At 41.0% G+C, this 17816-nt stretch carries 15 protein-coding genes; 13 read left to right on the top strand and 2 right to left on the bottom strand.

From position 1 onward, the window contains the following. The first annotated feature begins 155 nt into the window (after positions 1–155). The 8 genes from R8N23_RS16410 (at position 156) to R8N23_RS16375 (ending at position 10132) form a co-directional block, all read left to right on the top strand. Positions 156–1094, top strand: coding sequence for a homoserine kinase (locus R8N23_RS16410; protein ID WP_318172698.1), 939 nt, complete (start codon positions 156–158; stop codon positions 1092–1094). Continuing rightward, positions 1091–2344 carry a diaminopimelate decarboxylase gene (lysA, locus tag R8N23_RS16405; protein WP_318172697.1) on the top strand — a complete coding sequence of 418 codons (1254 nt, stop codon included), beginning with the start codon at positions 1091–1093 and terminating at the stop codon, positions 2342–2344. The genes R8N23_RS16410 and lysA overlap by 4 nt, the downstream gene beginning before the upstream one ends. A gap of 315 nt (positions 2345–2659) precedes the next feature. After that, entirely contained in the window at positions 2660–3610 is a 951-nt protein-coding gene (locus R8N23_RS16400) for a hypothetical protein (RefSeq protein ID WP_318172696.1), read from the top strand. A 1-nt stretch (position 3611) separates the two neighbouring features. Further along, positions 3612–5225 carry a sodium/sugar symporter gene (locus tag R8N23_RS16395; protein WP_318172695.1) on the top strand — a complete coding sequence of 538 codons (1614 nt, stop codon included), beginning with the start codon at positions 3612–3614 and terminating at the stop codon, positions 5223–5225. 81 nt (positions 5226–5306) lie between these two features. Next, positions 5307–7544 (top strand): glycoside hydrolase family 95-like protein, encoded by a 2238-nt coding sequence (locus R8N23_RS16390; protein WP_318172694.1) that lies wholly within the window; start codon positions 5307–5309, stop codon positions 7542–7544. Next, on the top strand, positions 7531–8949 hold the full coding sequence (locus R8N23_RS16385) for an arylsulfatase (protein WP_318172693.1): 1419 nt from the start codon (positions 7531–7533) through the stop codon (positions 8947–8949). Before R8N23_RS16390 ends, R8N23_RS16385 begins: the two co-directional genes overlap by 14 nt. A gap of 133 nt (positions 8950–9082) precedes the next feature. Next, a complete protein-coding gene (locus tag R8N23_RS16380) occupies positions 9083–9595 on the top strand; it encodes a GTP cyclohydrolase (protein WP_318172692.1) in 513 nt (170 codons plus the stop codon). 12 nt (positions 9596–9607) lie between these two features. Then, positions 9608–10132: a DUF4442 domain-containing protein gene (locus R8N23_RS16375; RefSeq protein ID WP_318172691.1), complete on the top strand. Its 525-nt coding sequence runs from the start codon at positions 9608–9610 to the stop codon at positions 10130–10132. A gap of 69 nt (positions 10133–10201) precedes the next feature. Here the strand turns inward: R8N23_RS16375 and R8N23_RS16370 are convergent, their stop codons facing one another. Together R8N23_RS16370 and R8N23_RS16365 are read right to left on the bottom strand one after the other, a co-directional pair. After that, the gene (locus tag R8N23_RS16370) at positions 10202–11764 is read right to left on the bottom strand and encodes a SulP family inorganic anion transporter (RefSeq protein ID WP_318172690.1); all 1563 of its coding nucleotides are present in this window, start codon (positions 11762–11764) and stop codon (positions 10202–10204) included. An 80-nt stretch (positions 11765–11844) separates the two neighbouring features. Continuing rightward, on the bottom strand, positions 11845–12168 hold the full coding sequence (locus R8N23_RS16365; RefSeq protein ID WP_318172689.1) for a hypothetical protein: 324 nt from the start codon (positions 12166–12168) through the stop codon (positions 11845–11847). Positions 12169–12354: 186 nt separating this feature from the next. On the opposite strand from R8N23_RS16365, the gene R8N23_RS16360 reads away from it, so the two are divergent. The 5 genes from R8N23_RS16360 to R8N23_RS16340 all read left to right on the top strand — a co-directional run bounded on the left by R8N23_RS16360 (position 12355) and on the right by R8N23_RS16340 (position 17537). Next, positions 12355–13227, top strand: coding sequence for a helix-turn-helix domain-containing protein (locus R8N23_RS16360; RefSeq protein WP_318172688.1), 873 nt, complete (start codon positions 12355–12357; stop codon positions 13225–13227). A gap of 75 nt (positions 13228–13302) precedes the next feature. Beyond that, positions 13303–13851, top strand: coding sequence for a carboxymuconolactone decarboxylase family protein (locus R8N23_RS16355; RefSeq protein WP_318172687.1), 549 nt, complete (start codon positions 13303–13305; stop codon positions 13849–13851). 175 nt (positions 13852–14026) lie between these two features. Continuing rightward, positions 14027–14773, top strand: a complete 747-nt coding sequence (gene fabG, locus R8N23_RS16350; RefSeq protein WP_318172686.1) for a 3-oxoacyl-[acyl-carrier-protein] reductase — start codon at positions 14027–14029, stop codon at positions 14771–14773. Between the two features lie 219 nt (positions 14774–14992). Beyond that, positions 14993–17059 (top strand): VWA domain-containing protein, encoded by a 2067-nt coding sequence (locus R8N23_RS16345; RefSeq protein WP_318172685.1) that lies wholly within the window; start codon positions 14993–14995, stop codon positions 17057–17059. A gap of 19 nt (positions 17060–17078) precedes the next feature. Beyond that, positions 17079–17537, top strand: coding sequence for a hypothetical protein (locus R8N23_RS16340; RefSeq protein WP_318172684.1), 459 nt, complete (start codon positions 17079–17081; stop codon positions 17535–17537). Positions 17538–17816: the final 279 nt, after the last annotated feature.

Below are 17816 nucleotides of genomic sequence, written 5' to 3'. Positions count from 1 at the left end.
ATGACGGGTCCTTTTTCCCCCTTAGAAAAAGGGGGCTAGGGGGATTTGAAACCCTTCAACCGTTGTTAGTCAAAAAACCATCGCCGTTGTTGGTCACAAGACCAACAACCAAATGATAAAAACAGAATACACTAGATGATCTAGTTATTAGAAAAATGAAAGAAACATTGCAACAAACGATAGCAGAAGTAATGCAGGGCTACGACCTCGGGCAGGTGCTTGGCATAGAAACCCTCACCCAAGGCTATGCCAATGAAAACCTAAAAGTAATCACGGAGCAAGGCCCTATACTGTATCGCATCTGCAAACAGCAACCGTTACACCTGTTGGAATACGAAGTCCGCTTGATGGAAGCATTGAAAAAGGCGGGTATCAAAACGGCCTTCCCGATAGCCGATAAATCAGGGACGTATATCCAAAAGTCTGACAAGCATTTCGTGATGCTCTACGAATTCAAAGTAGGAACCGAGCCAGATCTGAGCGAAACCGTGGCCTATCAGATGGGTGAGGAAGTAGGAAAGTTGAGTTTGATTTCTCTCACCACTGGGTTGGAAAAGAAGAATGCCGTTCATCTGGATAATTGCCAACAACTGGTTTCAGAATTTGGCGAAAGCCAAAATCCCATGCCTGAAGTATTCGGGTATTTTAAAGAGCAAACGGACTACCTATTAGAAAACCTTGATACATCCTTACCGAGAGGAATTGTACACGGAGATCTATTCCCCAACAATACGATTTACAATGGCAATGACTTGGTCGCAATCATCGATTTCGAAGAGGCTTGCAGCGACCAGCTCATGTTTGATGTAGGCATGACTATCAATGGTTTCTGTTTTGTTGATAACGAGCTAAAGTCTGATTTGTTCAGAGCTTTCCTCAATGGCTACAATTCACATCGCCAAATGACCGAAGAAGAGTGGAGTTCCTTGCCGCATTACATGCAGTGGGGCAGCCATGGCATGCTGAGCTGGCACCTGAGAAATGAACTGATTCATGTACCCAACCAAGTGCAATACGAACGTGTACTGGAACTTATGCGTCGCACCCAGTGGATGCGAGACAACGAAAATGAAATTATGAAAATGGTCCGATGACCAAAATAGCAACTGCCATGAAATTGGAAAACAATACTTATAAGATTCAAAATATTCCCGTAGAAGGTTTAGCAGAAAAGTTCGGGACACCACTATACGTGTACGACGCTGATGAAATTAAGGAGCATCTGGATCGCTTTCGACAGGGGTTCAGTAGTGTAGACCTGAAGGTGAAATACGCCTGCAAGGCACTGACCAACATGAGTGTAATGAAGTATCTGCTCAAACAAGGCACAGGCCTGGATACCGTCTCCATATCCGAAATTCAGATGGGATTGACTGTTGGCTATCAGCCTAATGATATTGTGTTCACACCGAATTGTGTGGATTTTTCTGAAATCGAGCAAGCAGTGGAGTTGGGTGTGAAAATCAATATTGAGAATCTGTCCAATTTGGAAAAATTCGCTAAAAAATATGGTGGCTCTGTACCAGTCTGCATCCGGCTCAATCCACAGATAGCGGCGCAATCGAACACGGACAAAGTGGATTGGTGGCACAAGCAATCGAAATTTGGTATTTCCTTGGATCAGATTGATGATGTGAAAGCTCTTGAGTCTCAATACGATCTACATATCGATGGCATTCACATACACTCGAGTTCGGTGATCATGAGCCCAGAAATTTTTATCAACGGAGCAAAGGCCGTTTTCGACATCGCCATGCAATTCGAGAAATTGGATTTCATCGACTTTGGTGGAGGAATCAAAGTAGATGTAGGAGATGGTAATGAGGTAATCGACGTGGTGGAGCTAGGCAAGCAGTTGGATGTGGAGTTTACTGCTTTTTGCGAAAAGTACGGCCGCAAGCTGCAGTTGTGGTTCGAGCCGGGCCGTTTTCTGGTGGGAAACGCTGGCCATTTGCTATCCAGATGTGTCGTGCGCAAGCGCAATGGCGGGACGGAGTTTGTAGGAATTGACAGTGGCTTCAATCAACTGATCCGCCCGATGATGTATGGTGCTTATCACGAGATTGTAAATACAAGCAATCCACAAGGCGATCAACAAAAATATACCGTGGTCGGTAATATCTGTGAGATAGACAATTTTGCCGTAGATCGTGTGTTGCCAGAGACCAAAGAAGGCGATCTTCTGGCCATCAATAGCGCCGGAGCTTACGGCTACAGCATGGCATCCAATTACAATTCCAGATTTAGACCAGCGGAGGTATTTGTTGTTGACAGTGAAGCACATTTGGTAAGGAAACGCGACAATTATGAAGACCTCATTCGAAATCAGATTATCATTGACTAGAATTCACTTTTGTCTGGGTAAGACAAATGGTATAAATGTATAAATAGACTTTTTCCATATAGGTATCCTTTAATTTTATTAAATGTAAATTATACGTTTAATAATATATCCTGTATATTGCCCATTAGTCCAGATGGACGGGAGTGGAGATGTGATCATTTTTGGTTGGATTGCTATCAAATTTTTTAATTCAATTTTGAAATAAGCTCGATTTTGGTGAGTTTAGCCGTCCCCCCAGAACGATTGAAATAAATCTCCCCCCATTTTGAAATATATCTAATCCCATTGCCGGGGTGAATCGGTAAATATTGCATTGTGTTTAGCATTCAAGAAATTAAACTTGGGAATTTCAAGGCCATTCGTTTGGTTAATGAAAATACTCAGGAGTACATTGAAATACTAACTGATTTTGGAGCAGGAATTAATGATTTGGTGGTGAGGAACTCGGAGGGAAACATGGCTTCTGTAATTGATGGCTATCGATCTGAAAATGAAATAATTCATGATCATCATACGGCATATAAAGGTTGTAAGCTATCTCCATATCCAAATCGGATTCCTGACGGAAAATACGAATTTGAGGGTAAATCCTATCAGTTGGGGATTAATGACCTACCGACTAACAATAGCTTGCATGCACTACTACACAATAGACCGTTTGAAATAGTCGGTCAATCTGCTAATGAAGCTGGAGCCATGTTGAAATTAAGATATGTGTATAAAGGAACTGATTTGGGCTATCCATTCCCATATGAGCTCCTTTTGACTTATACCATGGATGGCAGCGGCGTAAAATTTCATACACAGATTCAAAACACAGGTAGTGAGACATTGCCTTTGGGTGATGGCTGGCATCCTTATTTTCAATTCGAAGATTTAGATCAAATTGATTTGGAAATGGGGCCTGCTAAGCGATTGAGCTCAAACGTAGGCAATACGCTTTCGAATGAGCATGGCTTTGAAGAAGAGTCTTCATTGGCTGGTAAAGCCTTGGACGATTGCTTTGAAGTACACGAAAATGGAGAATATCAAGTCTTTTTGCGTGACCAAAAGCAAGGTATTGAAATCGAAATTTGCCAGGAGAGTGAGGTTGGGAGATACAAATACTTTCAAATCTATACGCCTCCTTCTAGAAAAAGTATTGCTGTTGAGCCAGTGACTTGTCCACCCAATGCATTCAATACGGGGCATGGCTTGATCAAATTAGAACCAAAACAAGAGGTGTCAATGACATTTGGCATCAAATACAAACTACTAAATAACTAATATGAATTTTTCAACCTTAGATTTTATCATTTTTGCTGCCTACTGTGCAGTCATTCTGGGCGTTGGCTTATTTGTGTCTCGGGACAAAAAGGGACATGAAAAAAATGCCGAAGACTATTTCTTGGCGGGGAAATCACTGCCATGGTGGGCGATCGGAGCCTCCTTGATTGCAGCCAATATCTCTGCTGAGCAGTTTATTGGGATGTCGGGATCCGGGTTTGCTTTGGGATTAGCCATTGCTTCTTACGAATGGATGGCAGCGATCACGTTGATCATTGTCGGAAAATATTTCCTTCCCATTTTTATTGAAAAAGGGCTTTATACCATTCCTGAATTTGTAGAGAAACGATTCAGTACCAACCTTAAAACCATTTTGGCGGTCTTTTGGATTGCTTTGTATGTGTTCGTAAACCTCAGCTCGGTATTGTATCTAGGGTCGCTTGCATTAGAGACGATCATGGGTATCCCAATGATGTATGGAGTGATTGGATTGGGCCTTTTCGCTGCGGCTTATTCGCTTTACGGCGGTTTATCTGCTGTGGCCTGGACTGACGTAATTCAAGTAGTATTCTTGGTGCTTGGCGGATTAGTAACTACTTACTTGGCGCTAGACGTAGTATCTGATGGCGCAGGCGTAATGGCCGGTTTCAATCATTTGCTCAAAGCAGCACCTGATAGCTTCCACATGATATTAGACGAATCAAATCCTGAATTCAAAAACCTACCGGGTATCTGGGTACTTGTAGGTGGTATGTGGGTAGCCAACATCTACTACTGGGGATTCAACCAATACATTATCCAAAGAACTTTGGCAGCCAAGTCATTAGAAGAATCTCAAAAAGGTATTGCACTGGCGGCTGGATTGAAATTGATCATTCCATTTATTGTAGTTATTCCAGGTATCGCGGCTTATGTGATGGTAAATGATCCTGAGATTATGGCACGACTTGGAGAAGCTGGACAAATGAACCTTCCAGGAGCAGGGGCTTCGGATAAGGCTTACCCATGGTTGTTGCAATTATTGCCTGTAGGATTAAAAGGTGTGGCTTTTGCGGCATTGGCTGCGGCAGTAGTATCCTCTTTGGCTTCTATGCTAAACTCTACTTCTACTATCTTCACTATGGATATTTACAAGCAGTATATCAATAAAAATGCTTCAGAAAAACAATTGGTGTCAACTGGTCGTTTGGCTGCAGGAGTAGCCTTGGCAATTGCCTGCGTAATGGCTCCGTTGTTGGGTGGTATTGATCAGGCATTCCAGTTTATTCAGGAGTACACCGGAATCGTGAGCCCGGGTATTTTGGCTGTATTCATTCTGGGATTGTTCTGGAAAAAGACTACCAACAAAGCAGCGATATGGGGAGCGATTTTGTCTATTCCTATTGCAGTTGGGTTGAAAATGGTGCCAGGTATTCCGTTTATGAATCAGATGGGATTGACGGCCTTGGGTACGATGGTAGTTATAGCCATAGTGAGCCAGATGGAAAACAAAGGTGCTGACGATGAGAAAGGAATAGAGCTCAACGCAGGTCTATTCAAAACCGGTCCCATTTTCAATATTGCGGCATTTGCGATTTGTATTATTACCGCTGTGTTATACGCCATGTTCTGGTAAAAAACATAGGACATTAAATCCGACAACATAAAAATCGCAGTCGGATACTTTATACCCCAATTTTTTCAATTTAATTGAAGCATGAAACTACGGTTTCATGCTTCAAAAATATTTTTATTGATCATGATAAGGGGTTATCTATTATTTTCTACTCTAGTTTTTTTCTTTTTAGCCTGTCAACAGCCTTCGGAACATCCGGTTAGAAAGGAGATGCCTTTAAGGCAATATAATTTTCATCGGGAATCCTACGACTCTGTAGCCCTAAGATATCTTATGGGCAATGCTGAAATGGGTGGGCTTGTCGATTTAAATGGTTTGGGTTTCGACCAACTATGGTTTACCGACCTGTGGGAAGATTCGATCAGGAGAAAGCCGTTAGATGGTTTTCGATTAGTCAAGACTGATCATTTCAAAAATGAGCAATTAGTTAATGCACACTTTGATCAAGTGCTAGACATAAAAAGTGGTGTACTGACAACAAAGGTTGAGTCGAAGAACGGTGTGGGCTATGAAACTGAAATCTTCTTTTCAAAATCAAATAAACACCTATTAGTTTTTCGATTAAAGGATCTATCGGATGACTCCCGTGATTGGGTATTGACTTTACCGGAAAAAAGTACCCCACTGAATAATAAACTCCGCACATGGGTGAATTATGATACGCTGGGGTATTCCAAATATGCGGCCTGTCACTATATCCCTTCCAGCATTCAAAATGCCAATAAATCAAGGAATGTAACACTAGAATTGGACGACAATGGTGAAGCATTAATATTGTTAGCAATTACCACAGAATTTGATGACCCTGATTATCAAAATATTGCATTAGAGGCTGTTTCAAAAAAACAAACCATAGAGGCGTTAAGGGCAGAACATCTTGCTGTAGTAGATAAAGATTGGGATAAGATGGGATCTATCATCTTACCAGAGAGTGATTATGCCAAATGGTTTTATCGAAGTCTTTATTTTCTAATGAGTACTGCGGGAGCAGATCATTTTTTACCTGGCGAAATGCAGTTTTCAATTCCTACTTATTGGGATATGCATGCTTTTACGTATGGACATGCCGGGTGGTCAACACTTGCCTTTGCCTCTCTGGGACATAGAGAAAAGGCTAATAAAATGGCGCAATGGCACTATCAGCCTGAAGCACTGCGAGCGAATGTGAATAGAATTTTTCCTTTCCAGGGAACCCATAATCTGAGTTATAAGGGTCAGGATCGCGGGAAACAAACGTATCTGGAGTCGCTTAGCCCTTTGGCTATGGCATTTGGCCATGAGTTAACGGCTTTTGGCGATAATGTCGTTTATGAAGGCGATTCGCATTGGGATTGGCAAAGACAGTTGGATGGATTTGCGGCTAGCATGTTTCATATTCTAAATAGACTATACCCTGATCCTTTCTTTGAAGACGAGTATGCCTATCCTGTTTTGAAAGGCACCGCCGAATTGTGGAGTTCATTGGTAGTATGGGATAATGAACGTGGAATTTACTATCTGCCACCTCTGCTTTCTGTATCAGAAAATATAATGGAAAATTCTGTTCTGGATGCTGTTTTAGCCGCCAGATGGAATCTTATGACCGCAGCAGAATATGCAGAGAAAAAAGGGGTGGATAAGGATTTAAGCCAGAAATGGAGGAAGGTGGTCGAATCTTTGGCTATTCCTCAAAATGAAAAGTACTATTTAGAGTTTTTGGATGATCCTCAGAAACGAGAAGGGGGTGGTTATTTCGGAATTCGAGCTGCCGCATATCTTGGTTATCCTGCTATTGAGCAAATCCCCTATTTAGATAAAGCAAGGGTTCGAAATACGCTGGATAATACTTGGGAAAGGAATTTGAAAGGAAAAGGTATGATCAGTTTTGTGTCGAATTGGTTTGCTCTGACTGAAGCACTATATGGGAATGGAGAAATGTCATTTCAGATGTCCAATTTATGCACCAAGCTGATTGACCAATCTGAAGCTACTATGGGAGAGGCATTAATATTTGATGAGACTAACGCTCCCGTTTTGGAACAGCCCTATTTCTTAACCGGATACAGTTCTTTGATACTTGTTCCTATTCACATGATGTTACAATCTCATCAAGATGATATCAGAATATTCCCTGCCATGACTAAGGAATGGCAAAACGCAGCATTTTATGATCTTCCAGCACTGGGTGGACTGACAGTTTCGGCTGAATGGGAATCAGGTAAGCCTAAATGGATTGTGTTTAAAAAGGATGAAAAAATCATCAAACACCTGCACGAAGAAAATTATGATTTTAACAATTTGACTTTTGATTACCTAAAACTATTAAATGATGACTTTTAAAACATTGTACAATTTCACGGCAGTATGTCTCTTTTTGGTTCTTATGAATTCTTGTAGTTCTCGAAATCTTGAGAATCAAGAGACAAAACCACCTAATATCATTTTTATTATGGCTGATGATATGGGCTATGGGGTGCCCGGAACTTATGGAGGAAAAATAATTCAAACACCCTTCATTGATCAGTTGGCAGCTGAGGGCATGAAATTTACACAAGCGTATGCCGGAAGTTCTGTTTGTGCACCTTCAAGAAGTTCTTTGCTTCTTGGGCAACATGTTGGTCACACTTCGTTGAGAGGTAATACAGGTGGAATTGCGATCAATGATGAGGATACCACTTTTGCCGAAATATTAAAGGCGAAAGGTTATACAACCGGTGGATTTGGTAAATGGGGCTTGGGTGATGTCAGAACATCCGGCGTTCCTGAAAAACAAGGTTTTGATGAGTTTTTCGGGTATTACCACCAGATACATGCCCATTTCTATTATACAGATTATCTATGGAATAATGGCAAGAAAGTTGAAATTCCATCAGATAGTAGTTCGGAATCTTATACTCAGAACATCATTATGAAAAAAATGAAACAGTTTATTAGAGATAATAAAGAGGGACAATTTTTTTGCTTCGGCTCTTGGACGATACCGCATACAGATGATGTTGGTAATCCGGTAATACCAAATGATGATGCTTCATTTTTGTTATATGATTCTTTGAATTTACCGCTTGAAGCAAAAGAATATGCAGGTATGAATAGTCGAGTTGATAGAGATTTAGGCCAGATTCAGTCGCTATTAAAAGAATTGAATATTGAGGACAATACGATTGTGATTTTCTGTTCAGACAATGGTGGAGGTAAAAAATATGATGCCTATTTTTCTGTTAATCAACCATTTAGGGGGTATAAACATACCTTTTACGAGGGCGGAATAAGAGTGCCGTTTATTGTTAAGTGGCCGGGAAAAATAAACCCTGGGATTGTTAGTGAGCTGCCTATTTATTTTCCTGATATTATGCCGACTCTAGCTGACATGGCAAATGCGAGCGACTTGGTGCCAAATAGTACTGATGGCCTATCAATCGTCCCTACCTTATTAGGCAATGAAGATGAGCAATTAAGGCATGAAGCACTTTATTGGGAATTACCCGCCTTTGATTGGGACGCCATGGTTTATCAATCCAATGAACTTCAACAAGCCATAAGAATGGGGGATTGGAAAATGTTGAGGCATAACACAGAAAGTAGTTGGGAGCTTTATGATCTGAAAAATGATCCATCAGAAATGGTTGACATGGCCGAGTCCAATCCTCAAATAATCCAAAAAATGGAAAAATGGATCAGTGAAAACAGGAGTGATATGCAAGATCAAATAGAACCAGAAATGCCGGAGGGTAAATGGTTTAGATAGACAGATATTATTATGTGGATTAGTAGGGCCTCATGGGATATTCCTGTGAGGTTTTTTTTATTGTATGGTCCTGCAGGAACTCTTTGGTATCGTTTCCGTATCTTGAAACCGAATGAATAAATGTAGTTGAAATATGATAGTGAAACTGGCAGAAGGACCATTGAAAACTAAATTTGGTGAGTTTACTGAAGCGCTTTATTATGATGGTCAAAAGGAGTCAATTGCTTTGATGATTGGAGATTTGGCAGGAGCAGAGGATGTGCTATGTAGAGTTCATTCTTCCTGCATTTTTGGTCATTATTTCAATAGCGTTGAGTGTGACTGTCAGGAACAAATGGATATATCACAGCAATTGATTGGAGAAGCAGGAAAGGGCATTATCATTTTATTGGATCAGGAAGGAAAAGGCAATGGCCATTTTGCTCTTTTGAATAGCGTGAAATATAAACGGCAAGGTATAAATCAGGCCGTGGCTTATGAAGCGGTTGGGTTTAGTAAGGACAATAGAGACTTTTCTGCAGCTGCCAAGATATTGAAACAAATCGGTGTAGGTTCAATCAGAATGTTAACCGATAATCCTGAAAAAGTCAAGACGCTGCAGAAGCATAGGATTAAAGTAACCGGCAGTCAAAATATAGAATTATGACGATCAAATGGGATGGAAAAACTACTATATACTTTGGGCGATTTTTTTGGACGCGGTAGGGTGTTCAAATGGATGTTCAACCTCTTTCCTGGGTTTAGAAGGACGGGTGCTCGAATGATAGAGGCTAGCGACGATTTTCATTATGCCAAAATCAAATTGCCACTCAATTACAAAACCAGAAACTATGTAGGTACGATCTATGGTGGGTCCATGTATAGCTGCGTAGATGGAATCTACATGGTGCAGCTGATTAATATTCTGGGCAAGGATTATGTGGTGTGGGATAAGTCGGCTTCGATAAGATTCAGAAGACCGGGTAATACCACACTTTACGCCGAGTTTGTCATCACCAAGGAATTTGTATCGCAGGTCAAGAAAGAACTGAGTGAACTAAAAGAGAAGGATTATGTAATGAAAGTGGATTTGGTGAGCGCAGAAGGCAAGGTGCATGCGGAAGTGGAGAAGGTATTATATTTTGCTACCAAAGCGCATTACAAAGCAAAAAGGAAGGCCAAACAATTGGCTAATAAGCTATAAAAAAAAGCCGCCATGACTAATTTCTGGATTTAAGTCCAAAAAGTAACCATGGCGGCACTGCATCATTTTCTATTCCATTATAGACAGGTGTTTATCAAATCCAACCAACTCTAGATTTATGCCTCTGGATTTGGCATTGATTTTAAAATCTTCAATTACTTCTAGTACATCCCAATGAATGTCTTTCGTCCTGGTGGCATCTATGATCACATGCGAATTCTCTGGAAGTAATCCGAAAGTCTTGATAAACCCTGCTTTGTTCAAAAAGCTCACATCTTCAGATAAATCAATTTTAATCGGCTCACCTTCTTTGATTTCATTAGGATCAAAGTGATACGGCGTTTTGAAGTTATTCCACAGTATAAATACCATTGCCACGGCCAAGCCAAGACCAATACCCGTCAATAGATCAGTAAATACAATAGCCACTATAGTGACAATGAAAGAGTAGAATTGAGAATGTCCAGTCTTGTACATCGCCTTGAAAATCGATGGCTTGACCAGTTTGTATCCTACAACTAAAAGGACAGCAGCCAAACTAGCTAGTGGGATAAGGTTTAGCACTTGAGGAATAGCCATTACACAAACTAAGAGCATGATACCGTGGAAAAATGCTGAAGCTCTGGTTTTACCACCAGATTGGATGTTGGCAGAACTTCTTACGATTACTTGAGTAATTGGTAGACCTCCGATAAGGCCAGATACTGAGTTACCAACGCCTTGAGCGATAAGTTCTCTGTTGGTAGGTGTAATTCTTCTTTCAGGGTCCATTTTGTCTGTAGCCTCTACACTAAGAAGTGTTTCGATACTCGCTACGATAGCGATCGTTAATGCCACTGTGTATGTTTTGGATTCAGTAAGCATGGCAAAGTTTGGACTCGTGAATTGTCCAAAGAAAGCTTGAATACTGTCATTTACAGGGATGTTTACGACATGCTCACCATGAAGAGAGAAGAATTCATTGCCATCGAAAAATACATTTAGACCAATACCCGTTGCGACAGCCAATAATGGACCATTTAATATTTTAGTAAAGCTGAATTTTTTCATGAATGGCTGCTCCCATAGAATAAGAATAGCTAAACCAAGCATACTGATTACTAAGGCACCTGGCGTAATATTTTCCCATGCATAAAACAATTCTGTGAAAGTATTGTGTCCATCAGACTGGATAAAATCTAAGTCGCCTTCAGGATCTGCGTCATATCCAAAAGCGTGAGGAATTTGCTTTAGGATGATAATCAATCCAATACCTGAAAGCATACCTTTGATGACTGAAGAGGGGAGGTAATAAGCAAAAACTCCCGTCTTGAAAACACCCAGTAGCACCTGAAAAATACCAGCGATTACTACAGCGGCAAGAAAATTTTCGAAAGAACCCATGTCGCCAATCGCGGTGAGTACAATTACAGCTAATCCGGCAGCAGGACCACTAACACCAAGCTGTGACTTACTGATTAAGGCTACAACAATACCGCCTACAATACCAGCAATAATACCTGAAAACAACGGCGCGCCTGACGCCAAAGCAATTCCTAAACACAGTGGAACGGCTACTAAAAATACGACCAAACTGGCCGGAAAGTCACTACCTAAGTGACTAAAAAATCCTTGATTATCTGAATTCTTCATGATGCATATTTGTATAGACTCAATGAGTCCGATTGAATAATTGACTTAAAGTTTAAGGTTGAGCGTAGACTATGATAGTCTTAAATCAATCGGTCGGGCGGAGGGGTGATTACCGGTAGGCAAAGCTCCTGAAGCAACAGATCATTAGATAAATGACCTCGTTTGTCTTGAGCCTCGAAAATTAGGCCATGAGCATGAGAAATGTCTTGTTGGAATTTTTCCTTTTGTTCGGAACTTTCCTTTTTCTCTTCACTGGATTCTTCACCATCCAAATCGGCTTCTTCCATGTTCACTGTTTGCTGCTCTAGTGAGTAATCAGGAAAAACATCAGAAATCACGAACGAGATCATCATCACAATGATCAGCGAGTTAATCGCGGTATCCGTAAATTTCTTTCTATGCATGCTTACTTTTTCTTATAGCTGACTCTTAGAGTCAACTGCTAAAATCCTGCTTTTTTTACTGATATACAAGCAAAATGTTTCATTTGGTCAGAGATCCATACAAGTGGTAGCGAATTGAAATTTGAAGTTTTTATAAAACAGAGAACCAATTCTGAAAGGAGGTGTTTTAGATAGAAATAGCAAAAGATGTATTTCGATTATAAAGACCATCAGCTCAATGCTTTGCTTCGATTGACTGATAATGTAGGGCTTATTGTAGAAGACGCCAGTATTCAAAAAGGTTTGATTCACATGATCTGGAATCAAGGAGATGATCCTGTGTGTTTTGATGTGGATGGGTCGACAATTACTCTTGGGCCTGATGAAATCACCACAGTCACTTACGTGCATTCGGTCAGGTTTCATAGGCCGTTGCCAGCGCTTACTGTATTGTCATTCAATCGTGAGTTCTATTGTATCAAAGACCACGACCATGAAGTCTCCTGCAATGGGCTATTATTTATGGGAGCCAGAGACCTGCCGATTTTGTCATTGGATGAAAAGGAGAGAAGCAGTTTGCAGTCTTTGTTGCAGGTATTTGAAGATGAATTTCAAAACAAGGACAACATTCAAGGGGAGATGCTCCAGATGTTATTGAAAAGGTTCATTATCAAATGCACGCGCTTGGCTCGAGCACAGACCTTAGGTGTTTCAGTGGCGACCGATGCATCCGAGACCATTAGGAAATTTAACGTGTTGGTAGATGAACATTATAAATCATTGAAGCAGGTCGCTGATTATGCGGACTTGATGTTCAAATCTCCAAAGACCTTGTCAAACGTGTTTAAGCAGCATGGCAGCAAATCGCCACTGCAACTCATTCACGATAGAGTGGTCATAGAAGCTAGACGTCAACTGTTGAAAACCAGTAAATCAGCTAAGGAGATCGCTTTTGACCTTGGTTTTGATAATGTCTCCTCCTTCAATAAGCTCTTTAAAAAATGCACGAATTCGTCTCCGGTGGAGTTTAGAAAGCAAAATGTGGTAGATCGGGAAAAATCGACAATCATTCAGGAATAATTAGCTATTACCTGCGCAAGCTTATCCAGTTTATACGATTAGAAATTAAAATTTTAAATCATAAACAAACGAAAAATGGAAAGCTTTAACGTACCCTCAAGAGAAGAAGTATCAGCAAACAATCAAGCGATTTTTGACAACTTGAAAAGTCAGGTAGGATTCGTACCAAACCTGTATGCGACCTACACACATTCAGAAAATGCTTTGGCTGATTATCTGGCCTTGTCGGGAAGAAAAACTTCCTTGTCTGGAAAAGAAAAGGAAGTCGTAAACCTGGTAGTGAGCGAAGTCAATGATTGTGACTATTGTAAAGCAGCGCACACAGCAATCGGTAAGATGAATGGATTTACTGAAGAGGAAATCCTAGAAATAAGAACAGGAGCAGCTTCGTTTGATTCTAAGCTAGATGCTTTGGCCAAATATGTAAAAAGTGCGACAGTGAATAGAAGTAAGCCTGAGCAATCTGCCATAGATGCTTTCTTCGAGGCAGGTTATACCAAGGAAAATTTGGTAGATACTGTTCTGTTAATTGGAGACAAAACCATCAGCAACTTCTTGTTTGGTTCTACTCAGATTCCAGTTGACTTTCCGGCAGCACCAGAGTTGGAAGAAGTAGTGTTGTAAAGAAAAGGTGAATTGAGTAGTTAGTAATCCCGTGGGCTTTGGCCTGCGGGATTTTTTTGTTTCCAGATATGAGGGGTGTCTGACCAATATTTCATCTCTCCATAAGGCACATTTAGCGAAAGCGATTACTTTTGAGGCTTTAAGAAAATCTAACGAGATACAAATCAAATCAAACATGGGTTTATTACAAGGAAAAACAGCTTTGGTCACGGGTGCTTCTAAAGGAATCGGACGTGCCATCGCGATGAAATATGCCGAACAAGGCGCTAATGTAGCATTCACTTATTTGTCTAGTGTAGAGAAGGGCGAAGCATTAGTAAAAGAGCTAGAAGCCAAAGGTGTGCAAGCCAAAGGGTATAGATCAGATGCTTCTGATTTTGCTGCTGCAGAAGAGTTGATTAATAATGTGGTAGCAGACTTCGGTAGCCTGGATATTTTGGTGAATAATGCGGGTATCACTAAGGATAATCTGTTGATGAGAATGACTGTAGAGATGTGGGACGACGTGATCAATATCAACTTGAGATCATGTTTCAACACCGTGAAAGCAGCTACACGTACTTTTATGAAACAAAAAGCTGGATCTATCATCAATATCACTTCAGTAGTAGGCGTAAAAGGAAACGCCGGTCAGGCCAACTATGCCGCTTCTAAAGCAGGTATTATCGGTTTTACCAAATCAGTAGCATTGGAACTAGGGTCTAGAAATATCAGATGTAATGCAGTAGCTCCTGGCTTCATCGAAACGGATATGACGGATGCCTTGGACGAAAAGACCGTTCAAGGCTGGAGAGACGCCATCCCAATGAAACGTGGTGGTCAGCCAGAAGAAGTAGCAGATTGTTGCGTATTCTTAGGTGGAGACCAGTCGACTTACATCTCGGGTCAGGTGATCCAAGTGGATGGTGCGATGTTGACATAATAAAATTAAAATACAACAGTCGTCATCACCCGGCGGTAGTCCGGGTGATCCGCCTGTGGTAAGAGCTGTTCTTCAGTCATGCTACCAGTCGAAAGGGATAGCCCCGACAAGCAGGGCTATGACGGTAATATTTATAAAATTACTCACCCCTTTTCTTTTCCACCCCCAATCATTATCTTCATTTTTTCGTACAATCACTTTCCATCATAAGCTGAGAAATTGCCAGAATTAACCTTTGAACAATCCGTTTGGTACGTGCCACTTTGTTTGCTTTTGGCGGCGGCTATTTCCTATTTGGTGTACACCAAAAAGTCACCTTGGAATAGTTTGACCAACTGGCTGCTCAACGGACTCAGATTTCTGCTCATTTTTGTTTTGTTGATTCTTTTACTCAATCCATTGCTTAACCAAATGGTGAATGAAGTAGAGCAACCATCATTTGTGATCGCCATCGACAATTCCATTTCGATGGTTCAGGGACTGGACTCTGTTCAGCGACAGCAATTTTTGACTGATGCAGAGCAAGTGAAACAGAAACTAGAATCCAAAAACTATGAAGTTTTTGTTCATACGTTGGATGGAAAATCTGCTAGTTTGAATGAAATCGTTTTTGATCAGAAAATTACCAATCTGGATAGATGGCTCAGAGATTTGCAGTCCAATTATGAAGGAAAGAATCTGGGTGGCGTTTATTTGATATCTGATGGAAAATATAACCAAGGCACTTCGCCAGCATTTTTTCCATACAATTACCCCGTGTATGCCATAGGCGTCGGGGACACCTTGCAAAAACAAGATTTAGTCTTGCAAAATGTATTGTACAACAAACTGGCTTATCAAGGAAATAAATTCCCAGTAGTCGCTGAGGTGGTTAATCATGGTTATGCGGGTCAAGAGGTGAGATTAGAAGTACGAGGTAATGGGAAAGTATTGGCTGCTCAAAATGTAAAACTCACCAGCAACGAAGGACTGACAAGAGTAGAACTGGAAGTAGAAGCAGGTGATAACGGCATGCAACAACTTGACCTTCGGTTAAAAGTACTGAAAGGAGAGTCGGTGGCTTCCAACAACTTCAGGAGGATTTTTGTTGACGTAGTGGATGGCAAACAAAAGATATTGCTAGTAGCACCTACACCACATCCGGATATCAAAACGCTGGCTGCCGTAATTGAAAAAAATCAAAACTATGAGTTGACGACCTACATTCCTGGTGTGAATGAATGGAAGGAAGACAAATATGATTTGGTGATCGCTCACCAAGCGTATAACCGATACAAACAAGCGAATGAGGCCGTGCAAAAACAAAGAGAACAAGGCGTGCCGGCATTGCTCATCTTTGGCGGCAGGTCCAATATCTTGATGGCCAGCCGAACGGAGGAGCTTTTTACTTTTAGTCAGAAAGGTGCCAAACGAGACATGGTTTTTGGAGCTTTGAATGATGAGTTTAGCCTGTTTTCTCTGGCGGATGAAGCTCGTGAAAACTTCAATAGCTTCCCGCCCGTGAGTGTGCCCTATGGAGAAGCCACTCTGCCTGCTAACGCGGAAATCTTGATGTATCAACGAGTCGGAAGCATCCAGACAGACAAACCGCTGCTATACTTGGTAGAACAAAACGCACAGAAATCAGCCTATCTGCTGGCTGATGGGATTTGGAAATGGAGAATGCAAGAGTTTGCGACGACGGATGGTTCTGAAACGTTCGATGATCTCTTTCTAAAGACTATCCAATATCTGAGTACCAAAGTGGACAAACGAAAGTTCAAATTTTACCCAGAGAGCAATACCTATTTCGAAAACCAAACGGTGAAATTCCATGCAGAAATCTACAACCAGATTTACGAACGTGTCTATGGTGAGCAAGTACAAGTAGTAGTCACTAATGCCGATGGATTCAATAAAGAATTCAACTTCACACCAAGCTCAGCCTATTCCAGACTGGAAGCGGCCAACTTTGAGCCCGGCTTGTACAACTATCAGGCAAAAGTCACACTCAATGGTAAACCAGAAACAGTCTATGGAAAATTCTCTGTGAAAGAACTCCAGCTCGAAGAACTCGATCAAGTCGCTGACTTCGACCTGCTTCGTCAAGTAGCTTATAACACCGAAGGCAAGTTCTACGCGGATACGGAGACGCCATTAATGGACATCGACAATTTCCAACTCAAAGGTATCATCCATTCCCAAGAGGACATCTTCCCAGTCATCCATCTCAAATGGATTTTGTTTGTGCTTCTGACCCTTGTTTCAATCGAGTGGTTCATCAGGAAGTATAATGGGGGGTATTGACTTTAAGTCACTGGGAAATATGAACTTACAAATCAAAAACATTAAAAGAATTGAAAATTCTGAAAGATGGTGGAATCGAGTAGGCTTTGTTGGGAAAGGGTTTTCAGCAATTGCCACAACTATCTTTTTGACGGTTATGATTAGTAGGATAATTAATGGCCCATATGACCACTGTGAATTTGTAGAACAGGTTAGAGGCATGGAGTTTTACGGAACCATCACTGATAAAATGGATAGAAGATGGAATCATAATAGTCATGGATTAACAATAACTAATGTGGATGGATCTGATGCATACTTATATTTGGTTTCAGATTTAAGACGCGGTAAGAAATCAGGTGCGAGTTATTTATGGACTATTTCAGATGAAGGAGATTCTGTTAGGAAATCCAGAGGAACTCTTGATATTTACGTCAAGAAAAATGGAGAATGGGAGAACCAACCGATTGTTTTTGCAACAAAACTTAATTGTCCTTAGCAATATACCTTCTTGCACGTGTCTGTGATTCAGATCATTTGCTCTAAGAAGTTCAATAAGATTTCTCACTTCACCTCCCTCTCGATCGGATCGTTCGAAATGACATCAAAAGCCAGTATTAATATTATTTGTCATCTCGACGATAGGCGTGATCTTAGCGTCATGAGGTAAGAGGTCAAAAAAATAGCTCAGGGCTTAAACCTTGAGCTATTTTATCTTCGTCATATCGACCATTCGCTTGCGCTGAAGCTTTAGCGAAAGCGTAAAGGGAGATATCCC

Source organism: Reichenbachiella sp. (genome assembly GCF_033344935.1).
In the GTDB taxonomy this organism is placed as follows: domain Bacteria; phylum Bacteroidota; class Bacteroidia; order Cytophagales; family Cyclobacteriaceae; genus Reichenbachiella.
This window is presented reverse-complemented; position numbering and strand designations above follow the sequence as displayed.